Origin of the sequence: Asticcacaulis sp. AC402, assembly GCF_000495835.1 — a bacterium.
Taxonomy (GTDB): domain Bacteria; phylum Pseudomonadota; class Alphaproteobacteria; order Caulobacterales; family Caulobacteraceae; genus Asticcacaulis.
Window position 1 is genome coordinate 126832 of record NZ_AWGC01000013.1, and the last position, 13496, is coordinate 140327.

Here is a 13496-nt window from a genome sequence, read left to right on the forward strand (position 1 = left end):
CACGAATGTAGGAGGTGTCGCAGGTGAAATCAACGCAAGCCTCAGCGAGAAAGAATCTCTTCCAGCCTCAGTTGGACTAATGTCTGCGACATCGGCGTCAGGCGCGGCCCGTCGGTCCACAGCAAGGCGGCTTCGACCGCCCGGTCGGCATAGACCTGACGTAGCAGGGCGACATAGCCAGCCATTTGGCGCTGATAGGCTACCGCGGCATCTTCGGCGCGGTCGGGCGCCGGGCGATTGGACTTGTAATCGATGATCAGGACGCGATCGGCGGTGACAACCAGACGGTCGATGCGGCCCGACAGCATGATGGCCTCGCCACGCGCATTGAGCCCGATCTGACCCGCCAGAGCGACTTCCGGTCGTGATTGCGGCCCGAAGGCCTCGGCAAAGCGGGCATCGTCGAGCACAGCCATGACCGCGCCCATCATCTCGCTGCGCTGGTCGTCGCTCAGGTCGGCCTGGCGATTGAGATAACGGCCGGCGACGGCTTCACGGTTGTCCGGTGCGATATCGGGCAGGATTTCGAACAGCTTGTGGATCAGGTTGCCGCGACGGTACCGGCTCAGATTCCCCAGGGACTGCAACGGTGATGGTGCGATTTCGGCCTCAGTGCGGTCCTCATCGCCCATCTGCGAAATGGCTGCCCAGCGCTCGGTCTCGATATCGTCATGGGTGACCATGGCCAGGACAAATTCCGGCAGGGGGATTTCGCGCTCACGAATCCGCGACTCAGCCGGCAAGGCCTCGCTGTGTTCGCCGTAAACCCGGACCAGGGCCTCTTCATATGCTTCGCCTTCGTCGAATGGATTGACCAGAGGCATCACCTCGGAGGTGGTCTCCAGCCGATCAAAGGCGTCCGACGCCAGGTCGTACCATGACGGGAAGTTGCCGGCGGTCGCCGGCTTGGTGCCCGTATAGGCGCAGACCGTCAACCGGTCGCGCGACCGGGTCAGGGCGACGTAGAAGAGCCGCAGGCTTTCCTGCTCTTCCCGCAAAGCGCGGCTGTCGCGGATATCGGCCGTCACCGCCGTATCGGCCTTCTTGCCGCCGGCGCAGAGATACATCTGGCCGTCTTCGCCAGTCAGGATCAGATCTTCCTTGCGCGCGCCATACTGCGGCCCGATCGGGACGATGACCCAATGCGCTTCCAGCCCCTTGGAGCCGTGCACCGTCATCACCCGGACGGCGTGACCGCCCTCCTCCTGTTCGCGTTTGATCTGCGAAGCCTGAAATTCGAACAGGTCGAGACAGGCGCTCAGGCCCACGGCCCCGGAGCCCTCGCCTTTCAGCGCCAGGGCCAGGGTTTCGTCCAGCACGTCTTCGCATTCGTCGCCCAGTCGTGTCAGGAAGCGCTGGCGAACGCTGCGGCCGGCAAGATCGCGGCGGTTCAATACACGCGCCAGAAAGTCGAAGGCGGTCAGTTGCCAGGCGGCCTTCTGCGCCCACAGCAGGAAGATACGGGCGTCATGAACCGGCCCTTCCGTGGCCGGGTGGTGCAGCAGGGCGGACCAAAGCGGCATTTGCCGGTCGTGGGCCAGGTCGAACAGGTCCTGTTCCGACAGGTCGCAGAGCGGCGAGCGCAGGACGCAGGCCAGGGACAGGGCATCCATCGGCTGCAGGCACACCCGCAAGAGCGCGCGCAGGTCCTGGAAAGCGATGTGGTCGCCCAGCTTCAGCCGGTCGGCGCCGGAAACGGCAACTCCGGAGACCTTCAGTTCACGGATGATATGCTCGAACAGGTGGTCGCGCTTGCGCACCAGGATCAGGACATCACCGGCATGGACGGTGCGGCGGCGTTTTAAGTCCTTGTCATAGATGGTGCGTCCGGCGGCGATCTCGGACCGGATGGTGGCGGCAATCTGTTTGGCCAGGCGCTTGGAGGGTGGGTTGCGACCGGGATCGTCCAACGCCGCCTGTTCGTCCTCATCATCAGCGGTGGTTTCCGCGGCAGCGATCGGCCGGGCCATGGGCCACAGCTCCACCACGCCCGGCGCATCGCTGCGGCGCGCGATATGTTGGATCGGGTCGGAAGAAAAATTCAACGCGCGCTGGACATCATCGGCCTTGAAAACCGCATCGACAAAGCCCAGGATTTCCGGCAAGGACCGCCAGGAGTCGATTAATTGCGGCTCGACCAGATTGGCACCGCCGTCGTGGGCGCGCTGGCTGATCTGGGCGCGGGCCTTGAGGAACTCGCGCGGGTCGGCGCCCTGGAAGCCATAGATGGACTGCTTCTCGTCACCGACGGCGAACAGGGTGCGAATCGCGCGTGTGACACCTTCTCCGGAAAAGAAGTCCGACGACAGGGCATCGACAATGATCCATTGTTCTTCCGAGGTGTCCTGAGCCTCGTCGACCAGGATATGGTCGAGGCCGCCGTCCAGTTTGTACAACACCCACGCTGCCTGGTCCGGGTCGCGCAGCAGATCTTTAGTGCGGTTGATCAGGTCGGTGAAATCGAGCGCGCCTTCACCGCGCTTTTCGCGCTGGTACACAAAGCTGAAAATTTCAAACAACCGCAGGGCATCCAGCGTGTTGCTGGCGATTTCCACCGCCTTCAGCCGGTCGGCAAGGGCCACAACCTCCTCGGCCATGCGGTCGAGATAGCGCGCATCGGCCGGGGCGGTACCCTTGGTGTAGATATTTTTGCGCGGCGTGCCGGCTTGCGTCAGGAAGATGCCCCGGATGTCTTCGAATTCGAACGGCCGGCCGGAAATCTTGCTTTCATACAGGTCCAGGAAGGCCTGGCCGGCCTTTTGGTTGGTGGCGGTAGTCCCGCTCAGAAGCGTCTGACCGAGATCTTCCAGGAGGTGCCATTCCAGGGTGTCGGCGTAGGCGTCGAGGCATTCTTGCGTCGTGCAGACACCGTCCAGACCCAAGCTGTGAAACAGGGCGGTCTGCCAGTCCTCCGATTGGCTTTCGAGATGTCTATAACGCTCCTGCAGGGCATCGTGCTGATGGATGAACTGGCCCAGCAGCTTCTCGAAACCCATGACCTTCAGCTTACGGATCAAACGGTCGCGCGTCTCAGCGACAGCTTCGAGACCGGGCGCGTCCAGGGTCAGGACGGCGGTGCTGGCCTTGTCCGCCAGGTCGTCGGCGAGCAGATCGTCCAACACCTTGAAGGCCGGCGACAGCTGCGCTTCGAGCGGAAACCGGCGCAGTAGCTTTTCACAAAAGGCGTGGATGGTCTGGATCTTCAGCCCGCCCGGTGTCTCCAGCGCCCTGGCGAACAGGGCCCGGGCGCGCGGCAGATCGTGGGTCGGCTCACCGATGCGTTCCAGGTCGTCGATCAGCTCATCGTCCTCGGCAACGGCCCAGCCTCCCAACTGTTGGAACAGGCGATCCTGCATTTCGGCGGCGGCGGCCTTGGTGTAGGTGACGCACAGGATATGCGCCGGATCGGCTCGGCTGAGCAGCAATCGCGCCACGCGGTTGACCAGGGTGGAGGTCTTGCCCGATCCGGCATTGGCGGTCAGGAAGCACGACGCCTTCGGATCGGCGGCTGTATTTTGCGGATTGGCATTCATACCTCCTCCTCCGCGGTGTCTTCGGCGTCTTCCGTGCCCAGAACATACCATTCGTACAGCCGCGCCAACTGGTCGTAGTCGCCGGCTCGGGTCTTGAGGAACTGCGGCGCGGTCCACGACAGATAGCCCTTGTCGACTTCGGCATAGGCGAAGATTCGCCGGCGCAGGCTGCTGAGCGCCGCATCGGCCAGATCATGGGCGAAGAGGCCCTTCTGTACGGCCGATTGTGGCTTGGTGACATCCGGCGCCACCCGGACATAGAGCAGGTCGCCCAAGGGGCGGTCGGCGCGGATGTCGGCAAAGCCACCCTGTTTCAGGATGGCCGCCGTCAGGGTGAGTTGCGGATAGAAGCCGGCTGCCACGGCCTTGGCAGAGGGGGCGGGGCCGGTCTTGAAATCGAGAATATCGACGCCATCGTCGCGCAGTTCGATGCGGTCGGCCTTGGCTACCAGCGTGAAGTCGCCGATCTTCAGTTCGCCGCGCTGTTCGATATGCAACTTCGGGCGGTGGGCACGCCGATCAGCTTCGAAGCGGATAAATTCAGCCGCCATGCCGGGCAGCAGCGGCTTTTGCAGCGCCATCTGCGCCGGCGAGAGGCGGGTGGCCGCCAGTTCCTCGTGCAGCAGGTCGCACAGGCGGTCGATGCCGGCCTTACCAAGCTGGGTATCTTCGGTGACGAAGCGCTCCAGGCTCTTGTGGATGGCGGTGCCGCGCTGACGCCCTTCGACGGGCTCGTTGGGCCGATCCAGCGGCCTTAGGGCCAGGACGTGCTTGGCGTAGATGGCGTAAGGGTCGCGGATGAAGACCTCGACCTCGGTGACCGACAGCTTTTTGGGCCGCGCCTCGACCGGCGGCTTGGGGTTGGGCCGCACCGCGGGTTTCAGCGCCGGCGGTTTGTTGCTCAGGCCACGATCCAGCGCGCGCGCCCAGTCCAGCCACCTGCCATCGCTGGGGATATCGACCTTGGCGCCTTTGCACAGGGTTTGCAGCCGCCATAGCCAGCGCGACTGCACCTGGGGTTCGCCCTCACGGCGGTGGCGGGTCACCAGGAAGGTTTCCGGCGCCGAGGCGGCCTGGACGAAGTCGTGGGCCGACAGGCCGGTACGGCGCTCCGGCGAGGGCAGGCCAAGGGCTGCGCGCATCGGCCGCGACAGGAAGGGGTCAAGATCGGGCGCCTGGGGCCACACACCTTCTTCCAGCCCGGCCAGGATCAGCCGATCGGCCGTGACCATGCGGGCCTCGATGGCCCCCAGGATGAGCAGCCGCGGATGGGTGTTGCCACCGGTGCGGACCTTGCCGTTGCGGATCAATTGACCCAGGATATCGGCAACATCGCGCAGGGTTTCGACGGTGTAGCCGGTACCTTCACGGATCAGCCCTGCCAGCAGTTCGGCGGCGCTGGCCCCGGCCGCCCCCGCCCACAGGGCCTGGCCGTCGTCGAGACTTAAGCTTTCCGCCAGGCGGGTAATGCGGGTCGCGGCGTCGCCGAGGTCGGAGATCGGCATCTTGGCGACCGGCAGGATGGCCGCGGCGTAGCGATCCCACAGGTCGGTGTCCTTGTTACGCTCCACCAAGGCGGCGCGGACCGAGTCCATATCGTTGGGTGTGGCGCCACGCAGACCGTACATCTCGACCTGGGTGCGTCCAGGTTCAGTGGCGAAAATGCAGGCGGGATGGCCCCATAGCGACAGGATGGCGACGGGGTCGCACGGGGTTTGCAGCAGGGTCATCAGGTCGAGGAGGAAGCGGCCGGTGAGACTGTTGGCCAGGGGCTCACCGGCGGAGGAATCGGCCTGCAGGCCCCATCGTGTCAGCCGCGCCGACACGCGCCGCGCCAGGGTCAGATCGGGCGTCACCAGGGCCACCGTCTTGCCCGGCGTTTCCAGTGTCTCGCGCATCAGCAGGGCGATGACGGTAGCCGCTTCTTCGTCGCGGGCGGCGTTGATCTCGGTCAGACCATCGAGGCCGTCGCTGATCGCGGCGGCGCTTTCGGCGCGCAGGGCGGCGATCTGGTCGCGCCAGTCCTTGGTGGCCTCGGCCGGGCGCAGGGCTTCGTTGAGCAGGCGGCGACGGGCATTGGACTTGCGGCTGTCCGTCTCCAGCGACACCGGCCAGACGCGGACAGTGGCGCGTGGGACGTGGTGGCGGTCCAGCAACCGCTTCATCGTGCCCTGGGGGTGGGACTCCTCGATCTGGTCCCAGGCATCGTCGGCCAGGGACAGATCGAGCCCGGGCAGGACCACGGCACCCATAGAGGCCGCGGCGACGACCTTGGCCAGATCGGCGGTGGACGGCGCCGATCCAGTGGTGCCGGCCAGGATCAGGGGCGTTTTGGGCGGATGCTCCGTCCACTGATCAATCAGGCGGCGTATCAGCGTCACCTGGCGTTGGGATGGATCCATCATGCCCAGTTCGTCGAGTCGTTTGGGCCAGGCTTCGACAGCGATGGACAGGAACCGTGCCGAGACCTGCCAGTGCTGCGCCCAGCTATCGAGGCTGTATTGATCACCGCCCTGGCCGGTGACCAGGCTGTGCAACCGATCGGTGGCGTCGACCTCTTCGAGGGCCAGGGAGTCGAAGAACTTGGCCAGGCTATCGGCCAGTTCCAGGGCCAGCTTGCCCGAGACATTGCGGCCTTCCAGACCCCTGTAGTGTTCGGTGATCAGCCGGGCCAGCTCGAAGCGGCGACGCAGGGACGAGATGGCCGACGGCAAGTCCAGACCCAGGGCTTCGAGGTCGAAGGGTGGTTCGCCTTCGTCGAGATCGCCGATGGCGCGGATCTGGGGCAGCAGCAGGGCGCCGCCGCGGGTCTGTGTGGAAAAGGCCCGGGCCATGGCGCGGGCGCCGCGCCGGGTCGGGGTAAGAATCTGGGCTTCGGGGAGGTCTTTACCCAGCGACCGGCACAGGCCACGCGCCAGGTCGTCGAGGAACGGCCGTCCCGACGGAATGGTGAACCAGCGCGGGTCCGCTGACGGCGCAAAGAGATCATCGCTCATGGCGACTAAATGGCGTGAGTCGGTGTTGAGATGCACCGCTTTTTACCTCTCCCCGCTTGCGGGGAGAGGACGAGAGCCGAACGAAGAGAAGGCGATCGGCGCGGGGCGGCGAGCCTGAGGGGCTTGTAGGATGATTTCGAGAAACCGTATGGTCCGCATGCCCCTCACCCTAACCTCTCCCCGCGAGCGGGGAGAGGGGCTCTACCCCGCGTTCTTTTTCTTCAGCTCGGCCAGAATGCCGGCCAGCAGTTCTTCCTGTGACGGGCCGGTCGGGGCCGGGGGAGCCGCCGGCGGTGGCGGCATCAGCTTGTTGATCGCCTTGACCACCAGGAAGATGGCTGTGCCGACGATCAGGAACTGGATCAGGGTGTTGATGAACAAGCCGTAGGAGATAGCGGCTTCGGTCGCGCCGGTGGCGGCATTGGCCGGGACCAGGACCCATTTCAGGTCGGAAAAGTCAACACCGCCGGTAACCACGCCGATCGGCGGCATGATGATGTTTTCGACCAGAGAGGTCACGATCTTGCCAAAGGCCGCGCCGATGACAACACCGACCGCCAGGTCGATGACATTGCCGCGCAACATAAAGGTCTTGAATTCAGAAACAATACTCATGGCCTCAGTCTCAGTCTGGAGTTAGTCCTCGTTATCGTCGCCGCCGAGGTTGAGGCGCTCTCGCAGCTCCTTACCGCTCTTGAAGAAGGGAACGTGTTTGGCCGGTACGTTGACCGCCTCGCCGGTGCGGGGATTGCGACCCGCACGGGCCGGCCGCGAGCGGACCGACAAGGCGCCGAAGCCACGCAGTTCGACGCGACCGCCCTTTTCAAGGGTGGAGATCATCGATTCGAGAATAAGATTGACCGCCCGCTCGACGTCTTTTTGCGTCAGGTGCGGGTATTCGGAAGCCAAACGTTCAATCAGTTCCGATTTCAGCATTGGTCTCTCCCCCAGCAAGTGAACCTGGAATAATGAGCATGATCGAAAATTAAAGCATGTTCAAGGGGTTGTCGATAAATTAACGTGCTGATACCGCTACCAAACTGAAGTTTTTTCAACTTTTGGGAAGATTGTGCGCGGATTCGCCACGCGTCAAACCACGACGCATATCACCTAAGTTTCGCATCTGCAAACAATTCGAAAAAACCTTTTGATCCTGTGACTTAAACGAAGCAGCCGCAGCATTAACTACGTCGTCTGCCAAAAAGGAATAGATTGGTATTTTTCCGGTAGCGAAGAGGGCTCAGGTCGTTTTCTGCGGCTCGTTGAACGCCCAGTGGACACCGTAAGGGTCCTTTAAGGTGCCGAAGCGATCGCCCCAGAATTCGACCTTCAGTTCCGATACCACCTCGCAGCCGGCCTCGACGGCGCGGGTCCACCAGGGGTCGATCACGTCGTCGACAATCATCATGGTGAAGCTGTGCGACGGCTGGTGCGGATAGCCGAACTCGGGGAAGGCATCGGAAAGCATGAGCGAGCCACCATGGATCTTGAGATGGCAGTGCATCAGGCGACCATCGTCGGCCGGCATGCGGTTCAGTTCCTCTGCCTCGAATGCCTTCTTGTAGAACTCGGCGGCGTCGGCGGCGCCGACGACATTAAGATAGGCGATGACGCCGTTGTACAGGGCGGGATCAATAACGGGGGTGTCGGTCATGATAAGCTCCTATGTGTTGGCTGCTGGCTGAGAACGAACGCGCCCGGCGCAAGCTACATAATCCCCCGATAAAAATCTGACAGCAGGAAACTGGGCCTCGGGAGGGACATTCGTACATAAAAAAACCGGAACCTTGCGGCTCCGGCTTCTTATGAGTTTATAAGTTATCGCTTTAGGGCGGGATGAGTTTTGATGGAATCAAAACCCCGCTCTAAGTTTTTATCTTGGCGCAATTTTTCCGAAAAGTGGTGCCCACTTTATCGGATTGCGCTTTAGTGCGTAAACACCGTAGCGATTCCGGGTGCTAGCTCCTAGGACCCTTGCTTGTCGCGCAGGGCGGCGCCCAGGATGTCACCCAGCGAAGCGCCGGAATCCTGCGAGCCGTACTGTTCGATGGCTTCCTTTTCAGCTGACATTTCCAGGGCCTTGATCGAGACGGAGACCTTGCGGGCCGCCTTATCGATATTGGTAACCTGGGCGTCAATGCGGTCGCCGACGGCGAAGCGCTCGACACGCTGTTCGTTGCGGTCGCGCGAAAGGTCCGACTTGCGGACGAAGGCAGACATGGGCGCGTCATCTTCGCCGAACCTGACCTCGATACCGCCCGTGGTGACTTCGGTCACAGTTACGGTAACGGTCTGGCCCTTCTTGAAGGTGTCGCCCGTCATCGGATCGTTGCCGAGCTGCTTAATGCCCAGCGAGATGCGCTCCTTGTCAACATCGACATCCAGAACCTTGGACTTGACGACATCGCCCTTCTTGTAACGGCCGATAGCTTCTTCGCCCGGAACATTCCAGTCGAGGTCGGACAGGTGCACCATGCCGTCGATGTCGTTTTCGAAGCCGACGAACAGACCGAATTCGGTCGCGTTCTTGACTTCGCCTTCGATGGTCGAGCCGATCGGGTGCTGACGCAGGAACTGATCCCAGGGGTTTTCCTGGGCCTGCTTCAGGCCGAGCGACACGCGGCGCTTGGAGGCATCGACTTCGAGGACGACAACCTCAACCTCTTGAGAGGTGGAGACGATCTTGCCCGGGTGGACGTTCTTCTTGGTCCAGGACATTTCCGACACGTGGACCAGGCCTTCGACGCCCGATTCCAGTTCGACGAAAGCGCCGTAGTCGGTGATGTTCGTGATACGGCCCGAGAACTTGCCGCCGACCGGATACTTGGTGTCGACGTTTTCCCACGGGTCGCTCTGGAGCTGCTTCATGCCCAGCGAAATGCGTTGTGTGTCCGGATTGATCTTGATGATCTGGACACGGACCGCGTCGCCGACGTTGAGGACTTGCGACGGGTGCGAAACGCGCTTCCACGACATGTCGGTGACGTGCAGCAGGCCATCGATGCCGCCCAGGTCGACGAACGCGCCGTAGTCGGTGATGTTCTTGACAACACCGTCGCGGATTTCGCCCTCGGCCAGCTGGCCAACCAGTTCAGTGCGCTGTTCGGCACGGGCTTCTTCCAGAATAGCGCGGCGCGACACGACGATATTGCCGCGCGGGCGGTCCATCTTCAGGATGGCGAAGGGCTGTTCCTTGCCCATCAGAGGCGCGACGTCGCGCACCGGACGGATATCGACCTGGCTGCCAGGCAGGAAGCCGGAAGCGCCGTCCATATCAACGGTAAAGCCGCCCTTGACGCGGCCGACAATGGTGCCCATGACCGGTTCGCCTCGGTTAAAGATGGCTTCCAGACGAGTCCAGGCTTCTTCACGACGGGCCTTTTCGCGTGAGATAACGGCTTCGCCCATGGCGTTCTCGACGCGTTCCAGATAGACTTCGACGGTGTCGCCGACCTTCAGCGCCGAACCTTCGGTGCCGAATTCCTTCAGGGAAACGCGGCCTTCGGTCTTCAGACCGACATCGACCGTGACATAGTCCTTATCGACTGCGACGATCAGGCCGTGGATGACCTGGCCTTCGAGCATGTCGCGGCCGTGCATCGATTCGTCGAGCAGGGCGGCGAAATCTTCACGCGAGGGGTTGTATTCGCTCATGTAATCTCTTGGTGTGTTGGCGCGTGTCCGTCAAACGGGAGTCCCTGCGCACCTTTTGAGGCAAGGGCGCAGAGGCGTTCGCACGGGGTGCGGCTTTGGATTTTTCAAAAGGATATTTGGGAGGCAGGCTTATGCCGGGCCCCAAGGGGTAGACTGCGAGCTTCCACCGTTAGTGGTCGCACTTCTTATCCGAAAAGTGGTAGCCACTTTTCGGGAAGTGCTTGCGCTCCAAAGACGTCCCTGTTGTGTGTGCCTCAATAGACCGACGTTGGAATTTGGCGTCAGATGTCGCCACAACGGTCTTTCACAAGGGATCGCGCAGCCGCGATGGCCGCTTCTATACCCAAGTCGGAGGTGTCCAGCAAGAGGGCATCGCCAGCTTTTTCCAGGGGGGCACTTGACCGCGACGAATCACGTTCGTCGCGAATTCGGATATCGCTCAGAACGTCTTCGAACGTCAGGCCTGGATTGCTTTTGACCAGTTGCTTCCAGCGGCGGTTAGCCCGTATCTCCGGCGTGGCGGTGACGAAGAGTTTCACCGTGGCGTCCGGAGCGATGACGGTGCCGATATCGCGACCATCAAGGACGGCGCCCGAAGGCTGATAGGCGAAGTCGATCTGGAACTGTTTCAGCGCCGCGCGGACGGCGGGAAGGGCGGCGACCTGGGAGGCGCGCTCTCCGGCCACACGACCACGCAGGGCCTCGTCGGCCAAAAGTTCAGGGGTAATACGCGCAGCGGCCTGCGCCGGGTCGATGCCCTCGACGTCTGCAAGATAGCCAGCAGCCCGGTACAGCAGGCCGGTATCCAGGAACGGCAGGCCGTAGTCAGCGGCAATCACCGAGGCCAGGGTGCCCTTGCCCGAAGCGGCTGGTCCATCGAAGGCGATTATGAGCGGGTGGGACATGGGCCGCGTTTAGCCCGATGGCCTCCCGGCCGCAAGGCCTTGCCAATCCAGACGAGCGGCATAAGATTCTGGGACGAATGTTAACTACCTGCACCTGATGGTTTCCGATGCTTCCTGAAATGCCGGCGCCTTAGAGCGGAATGTGATTTGATGGAATCAGTATTCCGCTCTTAGTTATTGTTTTGTCCCGCACGTTATCCGAAAGGTGCTGCGCAATTTGTCGGATTGCGCTCTAGCTGGCGGAAACGGCCTGAACATATCCCGCCTGAGCGTAGGTGAAAATGGTGTGGACTTCGGTTACCAGAAGTGCGTTCAGATGACGGGCAGTCACAACGATCATACGATCGGCAGGGTCAGCATGGAAATCGCCAGGCAAGCGGTTACTGGCGACTGAGATTTCCGGCGACAGTGGCACGACAGTAATGCCAAGCCTATGTGCGGTCGCGTTGATCCACTCACCCACATCCATAGGCAAGGCAAGGCGGCCCTTTGCGGTCAGTATCGCGATTTCCCAAGGTGTTATGGCCGCAACGCCAAGCTCATCGCGATTGGCGGCCTGTTGAATGCGCTCGCGTTTTGCGGGGGAAAGGCGGTCGACGCCTTGGATGAGCCACACCAGGACATGGGTGTCGAGCAGAACAAAACTCAATTGGCCGCGTCCCAGGGCGCGTCGATCGGGGAAATAATATCACCCTCGTAATAGACGCTGCCCTTTAACGCGCCAAACAATGCGCGTTTGGGCTCCACAGGGACCAAACGCGCAACGGGTTTGCCGTGTTTGGTAATCGTAAGCGGTTGCCGCGTTTCGACGACCTGATCCAGCAGCTTCAGGCACTTCGCCTTAAAGTCCCCGGCGCCGATTGAAGACGAATTATCCATTTTTATGTCCATGGTCACGTACTATGGTCATAATGGCCCGCGAAACGTGACAATCCAAGCTCAACCTGGCCCTAAACCGCTTCGTATGGCTGCCACAGTTAGATCGGGTTAACTTCCGGATCATGGCTGCGGGCAATGCAGCCCACGCCCGGCATATCCACTCCGACTTCGTTACCTAGATCCCAGCGAGTCGACAAACTCAGTCGAATGCCATCTCAACACCCACGCTGTGCAGGTCGCGCCAGTAACCGGGATAGGTCTTGGCCGTGCAGCCGGGATTGAGAATACGCAGGCCGCCGATGACCAGGCCCGCCAGGGCAAACGACATGGCGATACGGTGATCGTGATAGGTCTCGACATCCACCTCGACCGTGCGGCCGATCAGGTTCCGATCCGGCGTAATCAGCAGATCGTCGGTGATTTCCTCGGCCAGGCCGGGCTGGATCCGGTTCAGCTCAGAGGCGACGGCGTTGATCCGGTCGCATTCCTTGACCCGCAGGTTGGCAATACCAACAAAACGGACCGGCCGGTTGTTGAAGGCGGCCAGGACGGCGATGGTCGGGATGGCGTCCTGCATCTGGCTGCCATCGATTACCGCCGGCAGGTCGGGAAACTGCTTTATGACATCATAGGCCTTGGCGTCCGGCTGCATCATGGCTTCCGGCGCAATGCCGATATCGAGGCTGGCGCCGGTCAGAGCATTGATCCCCCAGATATAGGTCGCCGCGCTGGCGTCGGGTTCGACCCAATAGTCGCGCGCCCTATAGGGGTGATTGGCGATGTCCCAGCTCAGGGGGCCGGTTTGGGTGATATCAGCACCAAAGTCGCGCATGCAGGCCAGGGTGATATCAATATAGCCACGCGCACCGATGTCGCCGCCCTTTACGCGCAGGCTGAACGGGGTGTCGCCCCCCGTTCCCGCCATCATCAGGGCGGAGACATACTGGCTCGACAGGCTGGCATCGACATCAATCGACCGGGTTTTGAACCCGCCTTCGCCGTTCACCGTGACGGGTGGGCAGCCGGTGGAGGCCTCAACCATGACGCCGGCAGCGCGTAGCGCCGCGACCAGAGGTGCGATCGGACGTTTTTGCATGTGGGCATCGCCGGTAAGCACGCTTTTACCGTGGATGTTGGCCGTTGCGGCGGTAAGAAAGCGGACCGCTGTGCCGGCATTGCCAAGAAACAGAGGGTTTTGGGACGCGATCAGTGTCCCGGAGCTCTCGACCAGGAACTCCGTATCACCGGTATCGCCGACCTTCGCGCCCAGTTGTTCCAGAGCTCGCGCCATATACTGGGTGTCGTCGCTCTTGAGCGCGCCGGTTATGCGGCTGGTGCCGCATGCCAGTGCTGCTATCAGCAGGACCCGATTGGTGATCGATTTTGACCCTGGAAGGGCGATCTTTCCTGTGAGCTTGTCGCGCGGAGGTACAAGTCTTACGGCAGTTGGGGGGTCAGGTATCATGAAACGTCGGCAGAATGGTCTGGGTTCGGACAGCAAAAAATTCCGGCGAGAAAATTTGATACCG

General features: G+C 61.9%; 10 protein-coding genes. All 10 read right to left on the reverse strand.

The window, feature by feature from the left end:
* Window positions 1-41 precede the first annotated feature (41 nt).
* Complete coding sequence (gene addA / locus ABAC402_RS28170) at window positions 42-3533, reverse strand: double-strand break repair helicase AddA (protein WP_023449070.1); 3492 nt, start codon at window positions 3531-3533, stop codon at window positions 42-44.
* Window positions 3530-6529, reverse strand: a complete 3000-nt coding sequence (gene addB / locus ABAC402_RS28175; protein WP_031235423.1) for a double-strand break repair protein AddB — start codon at window positions 6527-6529, stop codon at window positions 3530-3532. The genes addA and addB overlap by 4 nt, the downstream gene beginning before the upstream one ends.
* Before the next feature lie 201 nt (window positions 6530-6730).
* On the reverse strand, window positions 6731-7144 hold the full coding sequence (gene mscL, locus ABAC402_RS28180) for a large-conductance mechanosensitive channel protein MscL (protein WP_023449072.1): 414 nt from the start codon (window positions 7142-7144) through the stop codon (window positions 6731-6733).
* A gap of 21 nt (window positions 7145-7165) precedes the next feature.
* Window positions 7166-7465, reverse strand: coding sequence for an integration host factor subunit beta (locus tag ABAC402_RS28185; RefSeq protein ID WP_006270967.1), 300 nt, complete (start codon window positions 7463-7465; stop codon window positions 7166-7168).
* Window positions 7466-7769: 304 nt separating this feature from the next.
* On the reverse strand, window positions 7770-8183 hold the full coding sequence (locus ABAC402_RS28190) for a VOC family protein (protein ID WP_023449073.1): 414 nt from the start codon (window positions 8181-8183) through the stop codon (window positions 7770-7772).
* A 311-nt stretch (window positions 8184-8494) separates the two neighbouring features.
* Window positions 8495-10183, reverse strand: a complete 1689-nt coding sequence (gene rpsA, locus ABAC402_RS28195) for a 30S ribosomal protein S1 (RefSeq protein ID WP_023449074.1) — start codon at window positions 10181-10183, stop codon at window positions 8495-8497.
* A gap of 281 nt (window positions 10184-10464) precedes the next feature.
* Window positions 10465-11088: a d(CMP) kinase gene (locus tag ABAC402_RS28200; RefSeq protein ID WP_023449075.1), complete on the reverse strand. Its 624-nt coding sequence runs from the start codon at window positions 11086-11088 to the stop codon at window positions 10465-10467.
* A gap of 232 nt (window positions 11089-11320) precedes the next feature.
* Window positions 11321-11737 (reverse strand): type II toxin-antitoxin system VapC family toxin, encoded by a 417-nt coding sequence (locus tag ABAC402_RS28205; RefSeq protein ID WP_023449076.1) that lies wholly within the window; start codon window positions 11735-11737, stop codon window positions 11321-11323.
* Entirely contained in the window at window positions 11734-11979 is a 246-nt protein-coding gene (locus ABAC402_RS28210; RefSeq protein WP_031235424.1) for a type II toxin-antitoxin system Phd/YefM family antitoxin, read from the reverse strand. The genes ABAC402_RS28205 and ABAC402_RS28210 overlap by 4 nt, the downstream gene beginning before the upstream one ends.
* Before the next feature lie 187 nt (window positions 11980-12166).
* On the reverse strand, window positions 12167-13432 hold the full coding sequence (locus tag ABAC402_RS28215; protein ID WP_031235425.1) for a 3-phosphoshikimate 1-carboxyvinyltransferase: 1266 nt from the start codon (window positions 13430-13432) through the stop codon (window positions 12167-12169).
* Window positions 13433-13496: the final 64 nt, after the last annotated feature.

Coding starts and splice junctions, on each gene's coding strand:
- mscL (WP_023449072.1), bottom strand. CDS start 7,144: ATGAGTATTGTTTCTGAATTCAAGACCTTTATGTTGCGCGGCAATGTC.
- addA (WP_023449070.1), bottom strand. CDS start 3,533: ATGAATGCCAATCCGCAAAATACAGCCGCCGATCCGAAGGCGTCGTGC.
- ABAC402_RS28210 (WP_031235424.1), bottom strand. CDS start 11,979: ATGGACATAAAAATGGATAATTCGTCTTCAATCGGCGCCGGGGACTTT.
- ABAC402_RS28185 (WP_006270967.1), bottom strand. CDS start 7,465: ATGCTGAAATCGGAACTGATTGAACGTTTGGCTTCCGAATACCCGCAC.
- ABAC402_RS28190 (WP_023449073.1), bottom strand. CDS start 8,183: ATGACCGACACCCCCGTTATTGATCCCGCCCTGTACAACGGCGTCATC.
- ABAC402_RS28200 (WP_023449075.1), bottom strand. CDS start 11,088: ATGTCCCACCCGCTCATAATCGCCTTCGATGGACCAGCCGCTTCGGGC.
- rpsA (WP_023449074.1), bottom strand. CDS start 10,183: ATGAGCGAATACAACCCCTCGCGTGAAGATTTCGCCGCCCTGCTCGAC.
- addB (WP_031235423.1), bottom strand. CDS start 6,529: ATGAGCGATGATCTCTTTGCGCCGTCAGCGGACCCGCGCTGGTTCACC.
- ABAC402_RS28215 (WP_031235425.1), bottom strand. CDS start 13,432: ATGATACCTGACCCCCCAACTGCCGTAAGACTTGTACCTCCGCGCGAC.